Genomic DNA, 19,672 nt, shown 5'->3' on the forward strand with positions numbered 1-19,672 from the left:
CCCCGCCCCCGTGAGCCGGCCGGGTGTTCACCGCCCGGCCGTCCGGCGCTGGCCCGCCGTTCACGCGCGCTAGGGTGACCAGCGGTAGCGCCCTCCGTCGATGGTGATGAGTCATGACTTTTCAGGAAGAGCTGGTCGAGCTTCGCCGGTCGCTGCACCGCGAGCCCGAGGTCGGTCTCGACCTCCCGCGCACGCAGGAGAAGGTCCTCGCGGCCCTCGACGGCCTCCCCCTCGAGATCACCACGGGCGAGCGGCTGTCGTCCGTCACCGCGGTGCTGCGCGGATCCCGGCCCGGACCCGCCGTCCTCCTGCGGGCCGACATGGACGCGCTGCCGGTGCACGAGAAGGCCGACGTGCCGTACCGGTCGCGGGTCGACGGCGTGATGCACGCCTGCGGGCACGATCTGCACACGGCGATGCTCGCCGGGGCGGCGCGGCTGCTGTCCGGCCGGCGCGCCGACCTCGCCGGCGACGTGGTGTTCATGTTCCAGCCCGGGGAGGAGGGCCAGGAGGGCGCCAAGATCATGATCGAGGAGGGCGTGCTCGACGCCGCCGGCTCCACGCCCGTCGCCGCGTACGGCATGCACGTCTTCTCCACGACGATCCCGCGCGGGCTGTTCCTGACGCGCGGCGGCCCGGTGCTGGCCGCGGCCGACACGCTGACCGTGACCGTGCGCGGGCGCGGCGGCCACGGGTCGTCCCCCCACCGGGCCCTCGACCCCATCCCGGCCGCCTGCGAGATCGTCACGGCCCTGCAGACCCACGTGACCCGGACGTTCGACGTGTTCGACCCCGTCGTGGTGACGGTCGGCAGCTTCCACGCCGGCACGACCGACAACGTGATCCCCGATGAGGCCCGGTTCGAGACCACGATCCGGACGTTCTCGGCCGAGTCGCGCGACCGGGCCAGGGACGGCCTGGTGCGGGTCGCGCGCGGCATCGGCGAGGCCCACGGGCTGACGGTGGAGTGCGAGTTCGGCATCGGGTACCCCGTGACGGTCAACGACCGGACCGAGTCCGACTTCGCCGCCGAGATCGTGCGGGAGCACCTGGGGGCCGGCCGGTTCTTCCCGCTGCCCAACCCCGCGACCGGGTCGGAGGACTTCTCGTACGTCCTGGAGCGGGTGCCGGGGGCGTTCCTCATCGTCGGGGCGTGCCCGCCGGACCGCGACGCCGCCACGGCGCCGTCCAACCACTCGGCGGAGGCCGAGTTCGACGACGCGATCCTGTCCGACGGCGCCGGGCTGTTCACCGAGCTCGCCGTCCGGCGCCTCGCCCTCGCCGCTCACTGACGGCCCCTTCGCGCCGGCCCGTCCCCGCGTCGCCCGTCCCGGACGACCGTGATCCACGCGACGGCGCAGACGCCGGCCGGCAGCGCCAGAGCGGCCGGGGCGCCGGACGCACCGCCCGCGGTGACGAAGGCGCCCGCCAGCGCCACCCCGAGGGTCGCCCCGACCTGACGCACGGCGTTGAGCAGCCCGCTCGCCGCGCCCGCCGCGCCCTCGGGCGCGGCCGCGACGACCATCGCGACCAGCGCGGGGAGGGCGAGCGACACCCCCGTCCCGGCACCGGCCAGGCCCGCCGCCAGGGCCGGATAGGCGGCCCCGGACGCGACGGCGGCACCGAGCGCCGCATCGGACGCGATCAGCAGGATCAGCCCGGCGAGCACGGGTGTCCGGGGGCCGGTACGCGCCAGGATTGCGCCGGTGAAGAGTGGGTTGACCGCGAAGGGCAGCGTCATCGGGAGGAAGGCCGCCCCCGTCTCCGCGGGCGTCAGCCCCAGCGTCGCGGGCAGGACCAGGGGCAGCGTGAACAGCACGGCCGACAGGGCGAAGCCGACCGCGGCGCCGGCGAGCAGGGCCGCGGGCATGCCCCGGGCGCGCAGGACGGAGGGCGCCAGGACGGGCGCCGGGCTGCGCCGCTCCCGTGCCGCGAACGCGGCCGCCGCCACGGCGAACGCCGCGGTGGAGCAGGCGGCGTGACGGGCCTCCCCCGCGCCCAGCGCGATGACGGCGTCGGTCAGCAGCCCGAGGGCGGCGCACGCGGCGATCTGGCCCGGCCAGTCCACGCCACGGGTGCCGCGCGGGCAGCGGACGGCCGGATCGGCGATCAGGGCCAGGACGACGGCCGCCAGCGGCACGTTCACGAGGAAGACCGCCCGCCAGCCGGCGAGACTGACGAGCGCCCCGCCCGCGATCGGTCCCGCGGCCACGGCCGCCCCGCTGATCGCGGCCCAGGCCGCCACCGCCCGGGCCCGCTCGGCGGGCGCCGGGTAGAGGCGTGCGATCACGGCCAAGGACGCGGGCACGGTGGCGGCCGCCGCCGCGCCGAGCAGACCCCGCAGGCCGACCAGGGTCCATGTGCCCGGCGCGAGAGCGCACAGCAGCGAGCCCAGGCCGAAGGCCGCCACGCCGGCACGGAGGACTCGGTGCGCGCCGTACCGGTCGGCGACGGCGCCGGCGGACAGCAGGAGTGCGCCGAACGCGACCGTGTAGCCGGTGACGGTCCACTGAAGGCCGGCGACCGACGCTCCCAGCGACCGGGCCAGGTCGGGCTCGGCCACCGAAAGCACGGTCATGTCGAGCAGGACCATGAAGTAGCCGAGCGAGACGCCCACCAACGCGAGCGCCGTTCCGGCTGAGCGGACGACCGTGCCGCCGGCAGGACCGGAGACGGAGGGATCGGGGACGGAGGGATCGGGGACGGAGGGATCGGGGACGGAGGGATCGGGGACGGCAGGCGGGTCGAGGGCCTGAGGCAGGCCGGGCGAGCGGGGGGCCGGAGGTGTGCCCGGCGCCTCGGCGTCGCCGGGCCGGCTGGGATGAACACGCATGGAACTCCTCGGAACGTCGAGAACGCGTGCCCCAGCCTGTCCGCGCTGGTGGCGCGGCTCCACCGGCCGGCCCGCACCCCGCGTTCGGAATAACCGAACGCTCCGGTCGCCTTGGCCCTCCTGGGAGGGGAGGCTGGGCGGGTGGAACTACGGCAGCTGCGGGTGTTCGACGCGGTCGTCACGCACGGGACGGTGACCGAGGCGGCGGTGCGGCTCGGTCTTGCGCCGTCCTCGGTCTCCCAGCAGATCCGCACGCTGGAGCGGTCGCTGGGCGTGGCCCTGTTCGGGCGCGGCCCCCGGGGCATGCGGCTCACCGAGGCCGGGGAGCGGCTGCTGCCCTGGGCGCGGACCCTGCTCGATCAGGCGGAGCGGGCCCGGGCCGACGTCGCGGACGGCCCCGCCGTCCTGCGGCTCGGCGCGCTGGAGACGATCGCGGCCACGCACGTGCCAGGCGTGCTCGCCCGTCTCGCTTTGCGCCGGCCGGAGCTGCGGGTGGAGGTGCGCGCGTCCACCTCGCGGGACGAGCTCCTCTCGGCCGTCGCCGCGGGCGACCTGGATGCGGCGCTGCTGCTGGACCGCGGCGCGTCGCTGGGTGGGCTCGGCTTCGTCCCCCCGCCCGCCGGCACGGACCTGGAGTTCGTGGATCTGGAACCGGTGCCGCTGGCGCTCGTGGCGGCCCCCGGCCACCGTCTCGACGGGGCGCAGCGCGTCACACCGGCCGATCTGCGCGGCGAGAGGCTCCTGGTGAACGTGCCGTCGTGCTCGTTCCGCATCGCTGCGGACCGTCTCCTGGGCCCGCACGTGGAGAGGGTGCCGGCGGGCGGCGTACCGGTGATGCGGGCCTGGGCCGAACGGGGACTGGGCGTCGCGCTGCTGCCCGAGTTCGCCGTCGGCGACCGGGTGGCGTCGGGCGCCCTCACCCGGCTGCCGATCGACGCCCCGGAGCTGGAGCTGCGGCTCGTGTGGCGGGCGGGCCGCGAGACCCGCGCCGGTGTCCGGCAGCTTCTGTACGCGGCGAGCGCGCCCCCAGAAGGCCCGTAGAGGTGGCAGTGGCCCCGGTTTTGCCCCCGCGCCTATCGGGAGGCGCGCGCGGCGAGCAGCTCGCGGGCCTTCTGCAGGATGTCGACGCCCAGCGTGAGCCGGACCGACGCCCAGACGATCGCGGCGGCGCACGCGAAGGTGACCACGGCGGCCAGGACCCGCACGGCGAGGTTCTGCCGTTTCAGCCAGTCGGTCACCGCCCGGACCCGCTCCTTGGCGAACACCAGCAGCCGGGACGCCCAGGCGAACTCGGTGGCCAGCACGGCGAGGCCGGCGAAGACCACGAGCCAGCCCGGCCCGGGGAACGGCACCATGATGAGCCCGCTGACCACCATCGCCGCCCCGAGCACGCCGATGACGATGCGCAGCGTGAGCCGGCCGCCGGGGCGCGCCCGGATCCGGTCCAGCCAGCCGAGCCCCGGGGGCACGTCCTCGTCTCCCCCCGTACGGCTGCTCTCCGCCGTCGCCACGCGATCACCCCCGTCCGATGCCCAGGATAGCCATCGCGCCCGCCCGGGCTCGTTCACCGCGCCCGGAGGCAGGCGGCGACCTGGTCGGCGATCTCCAGCTCCTCGTCGGTGGGGACGACCAGCAGCGCCACCTCCGCGCCGTCCGGGGAGATCATCCGGGCGCCCGTGGCCGGGGCGGCGTTGCGCTCGTCGTCGATCGCGACGCCGAGCCGGGTGAGCCCGGTGACGGCCAGGGCCCGGGTGCGGGGGTCGTTCTCCCCCACGCCGGCCGTGAAGACGATCGCGTCCACGTGTCCGAGCGCCGCGTAGTAGGCCCCGATGTAGGAGCGCAGGCGGTAGCCGTACACGTCCATGGCGAGCCGGGCGTCCTCGTCGCCCGCGTCGACCATCCGCCAGACCTCGCGCAGGTCGTTGGCGCCGCACATGCCGAGCAGGCCGCTCTCCTTGTTCAGCGCGGTGTCGATGTCCGGCAGGCTCATCCCCGCGACCCGGTTCAGGTAGGCCGGGAGGGCCGGGTCGACGTCGCCGGACCGGGTGCCCATCACCAGCCCCGCGAGCGGCGTGATGCCCATCGAGGTGTCGGCGCTGCGCCCGCCCCGCACGGCGGTGGCGCTCGCGCCGTTGCCGAGGTGCAGGACGATCGTGTTCACCTCGTCGTACGGGCGGCCGAGGAGCTCGGCGGCCCGCCGGGAGACGTACGCCGCGGACGTGCCGTGGAAGCCGTAGCGGCGGACGCCGAGCTTCTCGGTCCACTCCTTTGGGACCGCGTAGGTGTGCGCGTGCCGCGGGATCGTGCCGTGGAAGGCGGTGTCGAAGACGGCGACGTGCGGCAGCCGGGGGAACACCCGCCGGGCCACCCGGATCCCCTCCAGGTTGGCCGGGTTGTGCAGCGGCGCGAGCGGCGCCAGCTCCTCGATCGCCCGCTCCACCGCGTCGTCGATCAGCGTCGGCTCGACGAAACGGCTGCCGCCGTGGACGACCCGGTGGCCGACGGCGGCGACGCCGCCGAGCGCGGGACCGTGCTCGGCGAAGGCGTCGAGGACGGCCCGCAGCCCCTCGTCGTGGTCGGCGAAGGGCCGCTCGACCCGGACGCCGTCGTGGGTGAGCACGCTCTCGCGCTCTCCGATGCGCTCGACGAGCCCCCCGGACACGCCCCGGCGGGTCGCCATGTCGATCAGGCGGTACTTGATGGACGACGACCCGCTGTTGAGGACGAGGACCTGGCCGGTCACTGTGTCTCCTCCCGCGCCTGCGCCTGGATGGCCGTGATCGCCACGGTGTTCACGATGTCGTTGACCGTCGCGCCCCTGGACAGGTCGTTGACGGGCTTGCGCAGGCCCTGCAGCACCGGCCCCACGGCGACCGCGCCGGCGCTGCGCTGCACGGCCTTGTACAGGTTGTTGCCGGTGTTGAGGTCGGGCACCACGAAGACGGTCGCCCGGCCGGCGACCGCGCTTCCGGGCATCTTCGTGCGGGCCACGCTGGGCTCGGCCGCCGCGTCGTACTGGATGGGCCCCTCGACCGGCAGGTCGGGCCGCAGCTCCCGGACGAGGGCCGTGGCCGCGCGGACCTTGTCGACCTCGGGTCCCGCTCCCGACTCGCCGGTGGAGTACGACAGCAGGGCCACCCGCGGCTCGACCCCGAACCGCGCGGCGGTGACGGCCGACGAGACCGCGATGTCGGCCAGCTGCTCGGCCGTGGGATCGGGGACGATGGCGCAGTCGCCGTACACGAGGACGCGGTCGGCCAGGCACATGAAGAACACGCTGGAGACGATCCCCACGCCGGGCGAGGTCTTGATGATCTCGAACGCCGGCCGGATGGTGTGGGCGGTCGTGTGGATCGAGCCGGAGACCATGCCGTCGGCCAGGCCGAGGTGGACCATCATCGTGCCGAAGTAGGAGACGTCGGTGACGATGTCGCGGGCCGGGCCGACCGTCACGCCCTTGTGCGCCCGCAGCCGGGCGTACTCCTCGGCGAACATCTCCCGCAGCTCCGGGTCGAACGGGCTGACCACCCGCGCGTCGTGCAGGTCGAGGCCCATCTGGGCGGCCGTCGCGCGGATCTCCTTCTCGTCGCCGAGCAGGGTCAGGTCGGCGACGCCGCGGCGCAGCAGGCTGTCGGCCGCCCGCAGGATGCGCGGCTCGCCGCCCTCGGGCAGCACGATCCGCCGCCGGTCGGCCCGGGCCCGCTCCAGCAGGTCGTACTCGAACATGAGCGGGGTGATCGCGCCGGCCTTGGTGATCCGCAGGCTGCTCAGCAGCGCCGCGGTGTCGACGTGCTCGGCGAACAGTCCGAGGGCGGTGTCGATCTTCCCCTTGGCGTCCGGGCTGAACCGGCCCTCGGCCTCGGAGAGCCGCCGGGCGGTGGGGTAGGTGTCGCCGTCCGTGGCGATGATCGGCAGCTGGATGTCCATCCCGTCGAACAGCCGCAGGACGGGGTCGGGCAGCGGCATCCCCCCGTTCAGGATGATGGCCGACAGGGCGGGGAACGTGGGCGCGCGGTGCGCGGCGAGCAGGCCGGGCACCAGCGCGGCGGCCCGGTCGGCAGGAACGACGACCGCGACGCCGTCGGTGAGCCGCTCCAGGATGTTCGGCAGGGACATGGCCCCGACCATGAGCGCGCCGGCCTCCCGGCCGAGCTGGGCGGCGTCGCCGCGGAAGAGCCGGCCGTCGCAGGCCGTCATGAGGTCGCTCACCGTTGGCGCGGACAGCCGCGGGACCTCCGGCAGGACGTAGGCCCGCACGCGCGCCGCGACCTCCCGCAGGAGGCCCGGCGCCACCCGGGTCACGATGGTGGCGAGCTCGGTGGCGTGCCGCTCGGCGAGCTCCTTGCCGGACATCTCGACGGCGGCGGCGATCTCGTCGGCCGTCCGCTGGAGGCCGTTCACGACGTTGACGACCGGCGTGCCCAGGTTGGCCGCCAGGACGGCGTTGAACGCGAACTCGGTCGGCGCTCCCACGTCGGTGTAGTCGGTGCCCATCACCACGACCGCGTCGCAGCGCGCCGCGATCGCGCGGTAGCGGGCCACGATCTCGCCGGCCGCCCGCTCCTCGTCGGCGTGGACCTCCTCGTACGTCACCCCCACACAGGCGTCGTACGGCAGGCCGATGCCGAAGCGGCTGCGCGCGGTGTTGACGAGGCTGTCCTCCCGGCCCTGCCGGACCACGGGACGGAAGACGCCCACGTTGCCGACCTGGCGGGTCAGCATCTCGAGCAGGCCGAGAGCCACGGTGCCCTTGTTGCTCCTGGCGTCGCCGGCCGCGACGTACACCCCGATGGCCATCCTGCGTCTCCCTGTTCCGGCCCGGCTCGCGACCCGCAGCACAGGCTACGCGACACGGGTGACGGTTCCGGCACACCGAGGGCACGGCGGGACCATCGGCGGATGATCGGGGACGGAAGGCCCGGCCCAGGAGGGAGCGGGGGACCGGCCCGGGGCGGCGGTGCGGCCCCGGGCCGGCGATCACGGGATCGGGAAGGGTCAGGAGGCGGTGCAGCTCACCGGCGACGGCACGCCGTTGCTCCCGGTCCAGTTGGCGTTGAACCCGAACGTGGTGCTCGCTCCCGCCGCGAGGGAGCCGTTGTAGCTCACGTTCGTGACGGTGACGTTCGCCCCGGACTGGCTGACCGTGCCGCTCCAGAACTGGGTGATCGTCTGGCCGTTCGCGAACGCCCACTTGACGGTCCAGCCGCTGATCGCGGCCGAGCCGCTGCTCTTCACCGTGACCTCACCCTGGAAACCGCCCGGCCACTGGTTCGCCACCTTGTACGTGGCCGTGCACGCCTTGCCCGCGCTGGGGCTGGGCGAGGGCGACGGGGACGGGGACGGGGACGGCGAGGGAGACGGCGAAGGCGAAGGAGAGGGTGACGGGGAGGGAGAGGGTGACGGGGAGGGTGACGGGGAGGGTGACGGGGACGGCGAGGGCGACGGGGAGGGGGACGGCGTGCCGCCGGTCCGGTCGCCGTAGACGATCCCCCGGCCGTTGGTGCCGACGTAGACCCGGCCGTAGATCCGGGGGTCGCCGGTCAGGGCCTCGCCCCAGTTGCCGTACTGGTGCTGGTCGTCGTTGATCCGCACCCAGGTCGCGCCGGTGTCGTCGGAGCGGAACAGGCCGGTCACGCCGCCCGAGGTGCCGACGAGGTAGAGGGCCTGGTACGACCGGCCCGGCGCCGCCTTGCCGAAGCCCACGTTCATCGAGTCGGACACGTTCGACAGCTTGGCGAACGAGGCGCCGGAGTCGGTGGAGTGCCACAGGCCGCCGGTCCCGGCCAGCCAGATGTCGCCCTCCTTGCCGGGCAGGGCCTTGTAGTGCACGCCGCTCGTCGGCAGCCCGGTCGCCGCGGTGGCCGCGAAGCTCGCGCCGCCGTTGGTGCTGACGTAGAACTTGCCGGCCGAGTACGCGTAGAACTTCTGCGGGTTGACCCGGTCGGACTCGACGATCGCATTGGCCGGGACGCCGGTGGAGGCGCTCCAGCTGTTGCCGTAGCCGACGGAGTAGACCACCTGGATGCCGGGGTCGGCCGGCGACCACACGAAGCGGCTGCCGTCGGCGGCCGCGGCGACCGTGCCGCCGTTGTTCACGCCGCCGGGCTCGGTGCCCTGGAACCAGTTGGCGCCGCCGTCTGTGGAGAAGGCCACGTGGCTGTCGTTCGGCCGGTCGGAGTCGGTGAAGTTGCCGGCCCGCACCATGACGCTCGGGTTCGTCTCGGCGTAGTCGAGCGAGGTCGTGGAGGTGAAGACGGGCTGCGTGAACATCATGGACGGCACGGCGTCGAGGTTGGTGTGGCGGAAGCCGCCGATGTCGCCCAGCCCGCTGATCAGTGGGGCGCCGGTCGGCGGGCTGATCAGGTCGAGGACGGCGGTCTCCTCCAGGCCCTTGACGGTCGGCCTGATCGTGAACTGGCCGCCCGAGTCCCACTTGGTGAGGTCCGTGGTGCCGTAGATGGTGGCGCCCGTGCCGTACAGCATCCGGTCGGAGTTGAACGGGTCGATCTCGACGGACTCGTTCATCCAGCCCAGCTTGGGCGTGACCTCCGGCGGCTGCGGGTTGGTGCCGAAGGTGAGCCAGGGGGCCGCGGAGATGTCCATCTTGTAGCGGAAGCTGCGGTTCGGGTACGAGGTCCAGTCCCAGACGCGGGTCCAGGTCGCGCCGCTGTCGGTGCTCCTGAAGAAGATCGCGTCGGGCCACCAGGAGACCTGGGTGGCGACCATGATCGTCCCGGGGTGCTGGCGGTCGATCGTCAGGCCGCTGTAGCCGAAGTAGTCGTCGGAGCTGCTGGACGGGATCGGGCTGATCTGCGTCCAGGCGCCGGTGGCCGTCGCGTAACGCCAGACGTCGCCCTTGGCGCCGTCGTACGGGCCGCCCGTGTCGCTGGTGGCGATGTAGAGGTAGCCGTTGGCGGTGTCGAGCACGCCCTTGTGGGCGATGTAGCCGGTGGGCTGCCCGGCGACCCGCTCCCAGGTTGTTCCGCCGTTGGTGGTCCGGTAGACGGTGTTCTGCTTGTCCGCCACGCCGACGTAGACGGTCTGGGTGGCGCTGCCGGAGGTGCCGGTCCGTTTGTCGAACGTCACCCACACGACGCCCTGGTTGTCGCCGTTGTACGCGTCGCCCGGGCTGGCGACGTAGTTGCCGGCGTTGGGGAAGTTCGTGACCTTGGCCCAGGTGGCGCCGTAGTCGGTGCTCTTCCACAGCCCCTGGCCGCTCGGCGCGCCGAAATACAGGACGCTGTCCTTGTTCGGGTCGACGGCGAGGCGCTCGCCCATGCCGCGGCCGGGCATGTTGCCGCCCAGCTTGAACGGCAGCGGGGTCACCTGCCAGGAGTCGCCCTTGTTCGCGGAGCGCAGGATCGCGCCGTTGTTCGGGTCCCAGCTGTTGGTGTACATGCCGACCGCCGCGTACACGCGATTGGCGTCGGCCGGGTCGGCCGCGAGGCTGGCGACGCCGTTGTAGCCCCAGTTGGACTGGCCCACCCAGTCGAGCAGCGGTGTCCAGCTCTGGGTGGACGGGTTCCACCGGTACGCGCCGCCGATGTCCGTACGGGCGTAGATGAGATCCTTCTGCGCCTGGCTGAACACGATTCCCGGGACGAATCCGCCCCCGGCGATCTGCACGTTCTTGAACGTGTACGGATCGGCGGCGACGGCCGAGACCGGCGCCGTCCTGATCACGGCCGTGGCCAGCGCCACGGCGGCGACCACGAGCATGCTTGCCCATCTTCTTCGCATGGACGGTTTCCCCTTCGGGCTCCGGAGAGCCCCTGTAGGCACGGACAACCGCCATGCACGACCAGGAGGGACCCTGACCGTCGACCGCCCACGTGCATGGAACTGACGGAAGATTCACACAGGAGCGGAAGCCCCGTCAATAGTTGGGCGTTTGAACTAATGCCCGGCCACGCGCCGTTCAGGTCGGTGGAACATACTTCTGCTCATGACCACTGCTCTCGTACTGGCCGGAGGCGGCGTCGCGGGGATCGCCTGGGAGGCGGGCCTGCTGACCGGCCTGCGCCGTGAGGGTGTCGACCTCGGCACCGCGGACAGGATCATCGGCACCTCGGCCGGCTCGGTCGCCGGGACGCTCGTCGCGACCGGGGCCGACCTGGAGGAGGCCATCGCCCACCAGGTCGCCGTCGACACCGGTCCCCCGCACAAGGTGGACCTGGACGCCGTGATGCAGGCGTTCGCCGTCCTGTTCGACCCCGCGCTCGAACCCCAGGAGGCGCGCCGCCGGGTCGGCCACATGGCCCTGGAGGCGCGGGTCGACCACGCGGCGGAGCGCCTCGCGGCCGTCGGCGAACGCCTCCCGGTCAAGGAGTGGCCCGACCGGGAGCTCATGATCACGGCGGTGGACGCGCAGACCGGCGAGTTCGTCGTGTGGACCAGGGACGCGGGCGTGCCGCTCGTGCTCGCGGTCGCGTCGAGCTGCGCGGTGCCGATGGTGTTCCCGCCCGTGGAGATCGACGGCCGCCGGTACGTCGACGGCGGGGTGCGCTCGCCGACCAACGCCGACCTGGCGGCGGGCGCCGACACCCTGGTGATCCTGGAGCCGCTGGGGGCGATGTCGCCGCGGGCCGTCCTGGAGCGCGAGCTGCTCGCGGTGCGGGCGCCCCGCACGCACGTCGTGCAGGCGGACGAGGCCGCGGTCGCCGTCTTCGGGGACAACGTGCTGGATCCGGCCCTGTGGGGGCCCGCGTTCCAGGCGGGGCTCGCGCAGGCGCCCGTCGTCGCGGAGCCGCTGCGCGCCGTCTGGCCCTGACGCCTGAACAGGAGACCGGGCGCGGTGGGAGACCGGCGCGCCACGCCGGTCTCCCCGCTGGTCACCGGACCTCGGTGACCGCCTTGCTGACCGCGTTCGGGCCGTCGTACTCCCGGTCCGGGATCTTCTCCAGAGCGCCGATCACCGTGTCGTCGGCGCCCTGGTCGCGGGCCGTCTGGATCAGGTCCGACTTCCCGGCCGGGTAGTCCACGCCCTTCAGGTGCTTCTGCAGCTGGATCGGGTTGGGTGCCTCAGCCATGGGGGTTCCTCCCTCCGTCGGCGGTTCCGCTCTTCCCCCTCCGACTACCCCTCATCTCCCGCGTCACTCAGGGCCCTGCGGGCGTATGCCCGGACGTCCGCGTCGGAGTCCCGCCGCGCCGCGTCCAGCGCCCAGGCGACGTCGGGCCTGCGGGCCCAGCAAGACAGGGCCAGCACGGCCGCCTTCCTGACGTCGATATGGGGGTCGCCGAGCGCGGCAGCCAGCGGCCCGGCGGCCACCGAGGGGTCGGCCGAGGCGAGCCCCCGCGCCGCGCCCACCCGCACCTGCCAGGCCGGGTCGCGCAGGGCGAGGACCGCGGTCGCGTCGAGGGCCCGGCCCGCCGCGCCGGCCGCCTCCAGTGCCGCGGCCCGCACGAGCGGGTCGGGGTCGGCGGCCAGCCGGGCGAGCGTTCGATCAGCCCCTCGTCGCGCAGCAGGTCGAGCGCGTCCCTGATCGTGTTCCTGGACGTGCCGAACTCGCGGGCGAGGGCCGCCTCCAGCGGGAGGTGCCCGTCGCCGAAGCTCCCGTGCACGATCTCCCTGCGCAGCAGGTCGGCCACCTGCCGGGCCCGGTCCGCCCGCCGCCGTGTCTCCGCCAGCTCCATGCCTATAAAGCTAGCTATCAGGTAGGAAAATAGGGATGACGCGGAGATTGCGCCACTCCCGGACGGCTTTACCGGCCTGCTGGCTGCGGTTTTGTCGCGGCTGCGGGAAGAAGCGCCACCTTGGTGAAAGGGAGGAATGTGAGGGTAGCTAGCGTTCCGTGCCTCTTGCCCATGTGATGGCCGCACAGGATCTGCGGCTCGACGTCAACGCTCTGGACTACGCGATCCTCGCCCTCTACTTCCTCGTCGTGCTGGGCATCGGCTTCGCCGCGCGACGGGCCGTACGGACGAGCCTCGACTTCTTCCTCTCCGGCCGGGCGCTTCCCGCGTGGATCACCGGGCTCGCCTTCGTGTCCGCCAACCTCGGCGCGACCGAGATCCTCGGCATGGCGGCGAACGGCGCCCAGTACGGCCTCATGACCGTGCACTACTACTGGATCGGCGCCGTGCCCGCGATGGTGTTCCTCGGCATCGTGATGATGCCGTTCTACTACCGGTCGAAGGTGCACAGCGTCCCGGAGTTCATGCGCAGGCGCTTCAACGGCGCCACACAGCTGTTCAACGCCTCGACGTTCGCGATCGCGCAGATCCTGATCGCCGGCATCAACCTGTACGCGCTGGCCCTGATCATGGAGTCGCTGCTCGGCTGGCCGCTGTGGCTGTCGATCGTGGTGTCCGCCGCCATCGTGCTCGCGTACATCACGCTCGGCGGCCTGTCCTCGGCGATCTACAACGAGGTCATGCAGTTCTTCGTGATCGTCGCGGGGCTCGTGCCGATCGTCGTCCTCGGCCTCATCCGCGTCGGCGGCTTCTCCGGGCTCGGCGAGAAGGTCAGGCAGAGCGTGCTCGGCGACGGCGGGCTGCAGACCTGGGCGCACACGGCGGGCACGGACAACCCGCTGAACGCCAACTGGATCGGCATCGTCTTCGGCCTGGGCTTCGTGCTGTCGTTCGGGTACTGGACGACCAACTTCGCGGAGGTCCAGCGGGCCCTGTCGGCGCGCAACACCAACGCCGCCCGGCTCACCCCGATCGTCGCTGCCTACCCCAAGCTCGTGATCCCCGTCGTCACCGTCATCCCGGGCCTGGTCGCGCTCGTGCTGTTCAACAACATCGGCAAGAACGGAGGCCCGACGTACAACCAGGCCATCCCGCTGCTGATGGACACCTTCCTCCCCAACGGCGTGCTCGGCATCGCGGTGACCGGCCTGCTCGCGTCGTTCATGGCCGGCATGGCGGCCAACATCAGCGGCTTCAACACCGTGTTCACCTACGACATCTGGAAGTCGCACATCCAGGGCGACCGGCCGGACGAGTGGTACGTGCGGCTCGGCCGCATCGCGACCGTCGTGGGCGTGCTCGGCGGCATCGGCACCGCGTTCATCGCCGCCGGCTTCAACAACATCATGAACTACCTGCAGTCGCTGTTCTCGTTCTTCAACGCCCCGCTGTTCGCGACGTTCATCATCGGCCTGTTCTGGCGCCGGATGACGGCGTGGGCCGGCTTCTGGGGCCTCGCCTCGGGAACGGCCGCCGCCTTCGCGTCGTACATCCTCTTCAAGGCCGGGGTGGTCGACTTCGGCACCGAGCTGAACGCCAGCTTCTGGGGCGCCGGCATCGCGTTCGTCGTCGACGCCGTCGTCTCCGTCGTGGTCACGCTCGTCACCACGCCCAAGCCGGAGGCCGAGCTGCGCGGCCTCGTCTACGGGCTGAGCGACGCCTCGATCGCGGACGACGCCCTCGCCGGCGACGCCGCCTGGTACCGCTCCCCCGTCGTCCTCGGCGCCGGCGCCGTCGTCCTCGCCGCCGCCTTCTACCTGCCCTTCATCTGAGGAGGTTCCCCATGGCCGCCCCGCAACGGCTCTTCGACATCCGACGGGTGATCGGTGGTCTGTTCCTCGTGTACGGCGTCGTCCTCACGGTCACCGGGCTGTTCGACGGCTCCCAGGCCGTGCAGAAGGCGGAGGGCGTACGGATCAACCTGTGGACCGGCATCGGCATGCTCGTGATCGGCGGCGTCTTCCTCGTCTGGGAGCGCCTGCGCCCGACCGCCGCCCCCGCGCCCTCCCAGGAGGACGCCGACGAGTGAGCCCAGGCCGGTCAGTCCTTCAGCAGCGCCGCGGCGTTGGCCCGCGTGACGACGACGGGCGGCACCCACACCACCGGGATGGCGACCGTCGTGCCGTTGGACACCCGCGCCGCGCCGCCCACCACCCGGCCCCGGGCGGCCTCGACCGCCATCCGGACGGCGGCCGCCGCCTGGGCGGCGACGTCCACCCCCACGGCCGCCGTCTGGGAGCCGAGCACGATCCTCCGGAGGGTCTCCCGGTCCACTCCCGCTCCCACCAGCGGCGCCCCCGAAGCCGCCAGGATCGCCGCGGCGTCCGGGCCGCTCCGAGGCCGTGGGTTCCCACCGGGCGGTTTCGGGCCGGCGGCGGGGGCGGACATCGCGTCGCCGCCGCAGCACACGCCGCCGAGGGCCGCCGGGCCTAACGCTGCCACCGCGGCGCGCGCCTCCCCCGCCGCCCGGCCCGCCGGGACGTCGCGCTCCCAGCCGACCCGCACGCGCCCGTCCACCACGGCGTGGACCCCCTTCTTCAACGCCGCCGCGAAGGAGTCACCCGGCGGGCCGTACAGCAGCGCGACCGGTCCCCTCCCGCCGCGCGCCCTCATCGCGTCGATCAGCGCCCGGCCCTGGGCCCGTCCCATCTCCTCGGGATCGGTCGAGACGTACGCGTCGATCGGGCCGTTCGCGAGGCGGTCGTACGACACCACCTTCGCCCCGCGCATCTTGGCCCGGGCCACTGCGGAGGTGATGGTCGCCGGGTCCACGGGGTCGAGGAGGAGCACCCGCACACCGTCGTCGAGCAGCCGGTCGATCTGCCGGCTCTGCCGCCCCGGGTCCCCCTCGGCGTTGCGGTAGGCGACGCGGCACCGCGGGCACAGGGCCCGCACCGCCTTGAGGATCGCCGGCCGGTCCTCCGCGTCGTACCGCTCCGTACGCGTGTCGGGCAGCAGCACCCCGATGGCGAACCCCTCGCGAAGCGAGCCGACCGCCCCGAGCGGGTCCCCGGACTCCTCCCTCGGCCCGCATCCGGCCACCACAAGGGCCAGGGAGACCGCCCCCGCCGCCAGCCGTCTCCCCACGTGAACCCCCCGATTCTTCGCAGAGCCACCCTGGCCTGAGGTACCCGATCCGTTGCCTCGTGACGCCCCGGCGTACCCCGTACGGGGACGGCCATGAGTCGTTCCTTGGCCGCGATCTCCCTCGGCGTGACCGTTCGGCCCTCGCTGACCGGTTCGTCGCCTTCCGTATTCGATCTCCCTTTCGCTACCGGCGTAGGCCGGAGTCCGGCCGCTCGACGATCCACGTACGCACTAAGTTGTGAGAGACTCCACCATTGCGGGGCGGTAGCTCAGCCGGTCAGAGCATCGGACTCATAATCCTTCGACGGTTAGCGGTGTGCCCACCTGCGTTTTCCCCGGCCACGCGCTGTGTGTGTGCGAATAATCCGACGCTGTATCTTCGCCCAGGTCAGCGACACATAGGGCCACATGTGTGGCCATCCATCACGCTCTGATACGGTCGTCGCGCTTCGTCCCCCTGACGGAATAAGTGCGATGCACGTCCGTATTAGCTCGTGACGGCGGGCTCTTGATCCGCTACGATCCGAGGTCATACCGACTCGCCGGACTTTCCAGGACGGGCGAGGGACACAGGCGCCGCGCCGTCGGCCCAGTCCTTCCCAGGGCGAGCGGGTTGGCGGCGCGGCCCCGAAAGGGAGAGGCGGCCCCGGACAAGCCAAGTGCCCGGGGTCGCCCGTCCCGCGGCGGCGAGACTCCCCTACCGCCCAGCTTCCACGCGCTCCCTAATCTCCGACTAGGGCCGTTCGGTCCCCAGCCAACACCTCGGGCGCATGACCTTCACGCTCCACGACGAACACGGGGACACCTTCCGCGAGCCCGAGCTCGCGCCGCTCAGACTCTGTGGGCATCCGCGTTGTGACCCGAGTGTCACCCCCGATGACCACCTCGGCAATGTCGTGCTGGGCACGGACACGTGACCCTCGCCTGGTCGTTGTAATCAACCCCTCGGAACGGAGTACGGCCATAGCCTGCCGCACGGATGTGCGGCTGAGGTCATATTCGTCCATGTAGTCCGGCTCGGCGCGAAGTCGCTGGCCTGGCCGCAGTTCTCCACGTTCGATCTGACCTCGGATGATGTCCGCCAACTGCCTGTAGACGGGGACGCCGTTGTCCGGGTTGATCATGGAAAGGAACGTAGTCGCTACGTAGGTACGTCCTTCTCATCTCTACGTAGCGATGATCGGTACGTAGAGACGACCGAGCTAACGATCCGGTCAACGCCCCCTGGCCAGGTAACCCACCCAGGTGGATCATCCGTCCCAGGAACGTTCCGAGATTCAACCAACCCCCGGAGACCGAGCGATGGCCCACCAGCAAGGCCCCCAGGATCCACGACAGTGGCACACCCAGCCGGGGCAGCAGCCGCAGTACCAGCAGCCCTACGGCCAGCCGCCCGGCTACGGATACCCGCCCCCTCCCCCGCCGAAAAAGTCCAACGCCCCGCTAATCCTCATCATCATCGGCGTCGGAGCCCTGCTCCTGTTCGGCGGTTGCGCCGCCATCGTCGCGCTGGCCGGCAACTCCACCCCGGACGTCGTCACCGCCACCGCACCGACAGCGACCGAGGCCCAACCGCAGGATCAGCCGCAGGATCAGCCGGCCGACACCACGCCCCCCGGGGGCGCCCCCGAGCCGGTCGCCGTCGGCGCCACGGTCAGCCTGAAGGGCATCGACCAGGGTCTCAAGGTGGACGTGACCGTGACCAAGGTGGTGAACGACGCCACCCCGAAGAACGAGTTCACCAAGCCGCAGGACGGCAACCGGTACGTCGCGGTCGAGGTCAAGCTCGGCAACACCGGGCAGGCCGTGTACGACGACAGCCCCTCCAACGGGGCCAAGCTGATCGACGACCAGGGGCAGCAGTACAACTCGACGTTCGGCGAGGTCCGCGAAGGCGTGCTGCTCAACGCCGTAACGGTCCGGCCCGGGGACAGCCGGAAGGGCGTCATCCTGTTCGAGGTGCCGAAGTCGACCAAGCTCGCGAAGTTCCAGTTCTCCCTGAACAGCGGCTTCGCCGACCAGACGGGCGAGTGGGTCCTGTCCAGGTAGCTGACCCGCCCGCAATCGCGTAGGGCCGCCCCCGAGTCCGGTCGGGGGCGGCCCTACGCGTCAGACGGCCCAGCTGCGGCGATCGCGCCTATTCGCTCTCCCACTCGTATCGCAGGCGCCACCTAGACAGTGCGAGGACGTTCACACACACCTCAATGGGCCGCTCATCCTCGCCAACGGCCACACGGACCACCTCAAAGGCCAGCTGCACATCAGACAGCCCGAGGAACGCCGCCTCGTCAGGTGTGGGCCGGCGGCCCTCGATCTCTTCGAAGAAGCGGACCGGGCCGTATCCGTGCTCCCGAAGGACGGCGTACAGCCCGGCAGGGTTTGTGTCCACCTCGGATGGCTGGATCTCGCCTGCTATCCGCCAGGGAATGTAGGAGGTGGCGAGCTGCATTGGTCGCTCGCCGCCATACATCCGCCGGGCCCGAACCATCACTTGTTCGTCGTCATCTAAACCCAGCCATGCGGCCACGTGTGGCGGCGCATCCTCCGGACCGCGGATGTCCAGTTCGGTTCGAGGCTCCAGTCCTGCCGCTCGCATCTGGGCAGCAAACCCGCTGGGAGTTCCCGTCTGAAAGCTCGATGGGATGGTCCGCACCCGTTTCGTTGCCGGGGCTTCCAGGACGTACGACCCTCCACCGAACTCTGAGCGGATAAGGCCCGTCGCCTTCAGTACCTCCATAGCCCTGGCGATGGAAGTCTGGGAGAGGCCGAAGCGCCTCGCCAACTCTGGCTGGCTTGGCAGCTTGGCGCCCTGCGGCCATCTCCCGTCGCGGATCTCGGCCGCCAGCAGGTCAGCAACCTGCTGGTAGCGGGGACGCGGGTCTTCGATGGTCATACCTCTCCCCTCACGACTAGGTTGCGATCTTATACCCCCGCTGTCGTACCTGCTGGGCAGCACTACTCGGTTCATGGATGCTCCGGGTCTCTTGCCTCACCTCAACCTATCGGTTAGGTTGTTCCTAGAACCTAACCGATAGGTCCTAGCAAAGGAAAGCCCCGGCAGAGATGCGACCTCCACCGGGGCCCAATCGAGAGCAGGAGTCTCGAATGCCCCTTCAGGGTACGCCAGACCCCCAGCCACACGCCGACCCTGCAGATCCCTCGTTCACCCTTGGGCTCGGCATGGGGACAGCCCTTGCGATGGAGTTGGTCAACGCCTTCGGCCCTCGACGGGGCCTGATGGCGCTCGACAGCACCGTCCACAACGCCTTCACCGAGCACGAGCTCGGCATCCTGGCCGCCGCAGCGGCGCGAATCCTCGCCCAGCGCGAAGCGGCCCCGGACGACCTGTCTTCCCTCCCCCACGTAGACATGGAGGGCTGCTCGGACGCCGAGTGCCTCATCTGCTGGGGGGCCGAGTCGTGACCGCGACCTGCCCCACCCACTCCGTCCCGCTGGACGGCGGCCCGGTCCTCTACACCTGCCCCATCGGTGGTCACGGCGTGTACGCCGCGGACCTGAGCGTCGAGTTCCACCCCGCGGGGGTGACCCGATGACCGCGAAGCAGGACCCGCCGCCCACCCCGAAGAAGCAGCCCACCCCGATCAACGTGTGCCGTGACTGCGGAGCGCACTCCACCGGCGGCCACATCTGCCGCGGGCGTCAGGTCCGCCGCCGCTGATCGCGGGGTTCCGTGGCCAGGCGCGGACCCGGGACCCCACCCCGAACCAGACCACCGAAGGAGAACACCGCCATGACCAAGACCATCAACACCACCGCCTGGCCCGAGGGCGTCATCGCCCGCTACCTCACCGTCGGCGGCGCCACCGTCGACATCCGCGTGGAGAAGGACGACTGCGGCGAGGGCGACGACCACGTCGCCGCCTGCACCGGCTGCACCAGCACGTTCGGAAGCAGCAAGTCGGACTGGAACCTGCAGTTCATGGTCCGCCCGTGGGCGCAGTCCCACGCCGAGAAGTGCCGGGCGATGCCCAAGCCGTGAGCGGTCCCCGGGCCGGCAGACCTGACACCCCCGGACCCGGGGACCGCACCCCACCACCA

General features: G+C 71.9%; 20 protein-coding genes and 1 pseudogene. 10 read left to right on the plus strand and 11 right to left on the minus strand.

Translation table 11 applies throughout. The features are described 5' to 3' along the window. The first annotated feature begins 113 nt into the window (after window positions 1-113). Window positions 114-1,292 carry a M20 metallopeptidase family protein gene (locus MPTA5024_RS10290; RefSeq protein ID WP_036322001.1) on the plus strand — a complete coding sequence of 393 codons (1,179 nt, stop codon included), beginning with the start codon at window positions 114-116 and terminating at the stop codon, window positions 1,290-1,292. Here the strand turns inward: MPTA5024_RS10290 and MPTA5024_RS10295 are convergent. Next, a complete protein-coding gene (locus MPTA5024_RS10295) occupies window positions 1,286-2,833 on the minus strand; it encodes an MFS transporter (protein WP_232326371.1) in 1,548 nt (515 codons plus the stop codon). The genes MPTA5024_RS10290 and MPTA5024_RS10295 overlap by 7 nt on opposite strands. Window positions 2,834-2,974: 141 nt before the next feature. Here MPTA5024_RS10295 and MPTA5024_RS10300 point away from each other — a divergent pair, with 141 nt between their 5' ends. Beyond that, on the plus strand, window positions 2,975-3,874 hold the full coding sequence (locus MPTA5024_RS10300) for a LysR family transcriptional regulator (protein WP_036322004.1): 900 nt from the start codon (window positions 2,975-2,977) through the stop codon (window positions 3,872-3,874). Between the two features lie 32 nt (window positions 3,875-3,906). Here MPTA5024_RS10300 and MPTA5024_RS10305 read toward each other — a convergent pair whose 3' ends face one another. The 4 genes from MPTA5024_RS10305 to MPTA5024_RS10320 form a co-directional block, all read right to left on the minus strand. Then, on the minus strand, window positions 3,907-4,344 hold the full coding sequence (locus MPTA5024_RS10305) for a TIGR02611 family protein (protein WP_051457896.1): 438 nt from the start codon (window positions 4,342-4,344) through the stop codon (window positions 3,907-3,909). 53 nt (window positions 4,345-4,397) lie between these two features. Beyond that, window positions 4,398-5,576, minus strand: a complete 1,179-nt coding sequence (locus tag MPTA5024_RS10310; RefSeq protein ID WP_036322006.1) for an acetate/propionate family kinase — start codon at window positions 5,574-5,576, stop codon at window positions 4,398-4,400. Next, window positions 5,573-7,630 carry a phosphate acetyltransferase gene (gene pta / locus MPTA5024_RS10315; protein WP_036322009.1) on the minus strand — a complete coding sequence of 686 codons (2,058 nt, stop codon included), beginning with the start codon at window positions 7,628-7,630 and terminating at the stop codon, window positions 5,573-5,575. Before pta ends, MPTA5024_RS10310 begins: the two co-directional genes overlap by 4 nt. 198 nt (window positions 7,631-7,828) lie before the next feature. Continuing rightward, a complete protein-coding gene (locus MPTA5024_RS10320; RefSeq protein WP_051457897.1) occupies window positions 7,829-10,573 on the minus strand; it encodes a cellulose-binding domain-containing protein in 2,745 nt (914 codons plus the stop codon). Window positions 10,574-10,778: 205 nt separating this feature from the next. Between MPTA5024_RS10320 and MPTA5024_RS10325 the strand changes: the two genes are divergently transcribed. Further along, window positions 10,779-11,603, plus strand: coding sequence for a patatin-like phospholipase family protein (locus MPTA5024_RS10325; protein WP_036322013.1), 825 nt, complete (start codon window positions 10,779-10,781; stop codon window positions 11,601-11,603). Between the two features lie 61 nt (window positions 11,604-11,664). On the opposite strand, the gene MPTA5024_RS10330 is transcribed toward MPTA5024_RS10325, so the two are convergent. The 3 genes and pseudogenes from MPTA5024_RS10330 to MPTA5024_RS42020 all read right to left on the minus strand — a co-directional run. Further along, window positions 11,665-11,862: a DUF2795 domain-containing protein gene (locus tag MPTA5024_RS10330; protein WP_036322015.1), complete on the minus strand. Its 198-nt coding sequence runs from the start codon at window positions 11,860-11,862 to the stop codon at window positions 11,665-11,667. A gap of 44 nt (window positions 11,863-11,906) precedes the next feature. Further along, entirely contained in the window at window positions 11,907-12,236 is a 330-nt protein-coding gene (locus tag MPTA5024_RS42015; protein ID WP_036322018.1) for a HEAT repeat domain-containing protein, read from the minus strand. Between the two features lie 83 nt (window positions 12,237-12,319). Continuing rightward, window positions 12,320-12,466, minus strand: a pseudogene (locus MPTA5024_RS42020) (hypothetical protein); the annotation flags it as partial. Window positions 12,467-12,624: 158 nt separating this feature from the next. On the opposite strand from MPTA5024_RS42020, the gene MPTA5024_RS10340 reads away from it, so the two are divergent. Both MPTA5024_RS10340 and MPTA5024_RS10345 read left to right on the plus strand, forming a co-directional pair. Beyond that, on the plus strand, window positions 12,625-14,298 hold the full coding sequence (locus MPTA5024_RS10340) for a sodium:solute symporter family protein (RefSeq protein ID WP_232326373.1): 1,674 nt from the start codon (window positions 12,625-12,627) through the stop codon (window positions 14,296-14,298). 11 nt (window positions 14,299-14,309) lie between these two features. After that, window positions 14,310-14,555, plus strand: coding sequence for a hypothetical protein (locus MPTA5024_RS10345; protein ID WP_051457898.1), 246 nt, complete (start codon window positions 14,310-14,312; stop codon window positions 14,553-14,555). An 11-nt stretch (window positions 14,556-14,566) separates the two neighbouring features. On the opposite strand, the gene MPTA5024_RS10350 is transcribed toward MPTA5024_RS10345, so the two are convergent. Beyond that, window positions 14,567-15,613 carry a substrate-binding domain-containing protein gene (locus tag MPTA5024_RS10350; protein ID WP_084369548.1) on the minus strand — a complete coding sequence of 349 codons (1,047 nt, stop codon included), beginning with the start codon at window positions 15,611-15,613 and terminating at the stop codon, window positions 14,567-14,569. A gap of 722 nt (window positions 15,614-16,335) precedes the next feature. After that, window positions 16,336-16,737 carry a GntR family transcriptional regulator gene (locus MPTA5024_RS10355; RefSeq protein WP_036322020.1) on the minus strand — a complete coding sequence of 134 codons (402 nt, stop codon included), beginning with the start codon at window positions 16,735-16,737 and terminating at the stop codon, window positions 16,336-16,338. Window positions 16,738-16,915: 178 nt separating this feature from the next. On the opposite strand from MPTA5024_RS10355, the gene MPTA5024_RS39480 reads away from it, so the two are divergent. Beyond that, window positions 16,916-17,662: a DUF4352 domain-containing protein gene (locus MPTA5024_RS39480; protein ID WP_051457900.1), complete on the plus strand. Its 747-nt coding sequence runs from the start codon at window positions 16,916-16,918 to the stop codon at window positions 17,660-17,662. Window positions 17,663-17,750: 88 nt separating this feature from the next. Here MPTA5024_RS39480 and MPTA5024_RS10365 read toward each other — a convergent pair whose 3' ends face one another. After that, window positions 17,751-18,506, minus strand: a complete 756-nt coding sequence (locus MPTA5024_RS10365) for a GntR family transcriptional regulator (protein ID WP_036322022.1) — start codon at window positions 18,504-18,506, stop codon at window positions 17,751-17,753. Window positions 18,507-18,793: 287 nt separating this feature from the next. Here MPTA5024_RS10365 and MPTA5024_RS10370 point away from each other — a divergent pair, with 287 nt between their 5' ends. From MPTA5024_RS10370 to MPTA5024_RS10375, 4 genes are all read left to right on the plus strand, one after another. After that, window positions 18,794-19,036 (plus strand): hypothetical protein, encoded by a 243-nt coding sequence (locus MPTA5024_RS10370; RefSeq protein ID WP_157099352.1) that lies wholly within the window; start codon window positions 18,794-18,796, stop codon window positions 19,034-19,036. After that, complete coding sequence (locus MPTA5024_RS44200; protein ID WP_269750557.1) at window positions 19,033-19,167, plus strand: hypothetical protein; 135 nt, start codon at window positions 19,033-19,035, stop codon at window positions 19,165-19,167. The genes MPTA5024_RS10370 and MPTA5024_RS44200 overlap by 4 nt, the downstream gene beginning before the upstream one ends. Continuing rightward, the gene (locus MPTA5024_RS44205) at window positions 19,164-19,292 is read left to right on the plus strand and encodes a hypothetical protein (RefSeq protein ID WP_269750558.1); all 129 of its coding nucleotides are present in this window, start codon (window positions 19,164-19,166) and stop codon (window positions 19,290-19,292) included. Before MPTA5024_RS44200 ends, MPTA5024_RS44205 begins: the two co-directional genes overlap by 4 nt. A gap of 72 nt (window positions 19,293-19,364) precedes the next feature. Then, entirely contained in the window at window positions 19,365-19,613 is a 249-nt protein-coding gene (locus MPTA5024_RS10375) for a hypothetical protein (protein WP_036322024.1), read from the plus strand. The last annotated feature ends 59 nt before the right edge of the window (window positions 19,614-19,672 follow it).

Source organism: Microbispora sp. ATCC PTA-5024 (assembly GCF_000511135.2).
In the GTDB taxonomy this organism is placed as follows: domain Bacteria; phylum Actinomycetota; class Actinomycetes; order Streptosporangiales; family Streptosporangiaceae; genus Microbispora; species Microbispora corallina.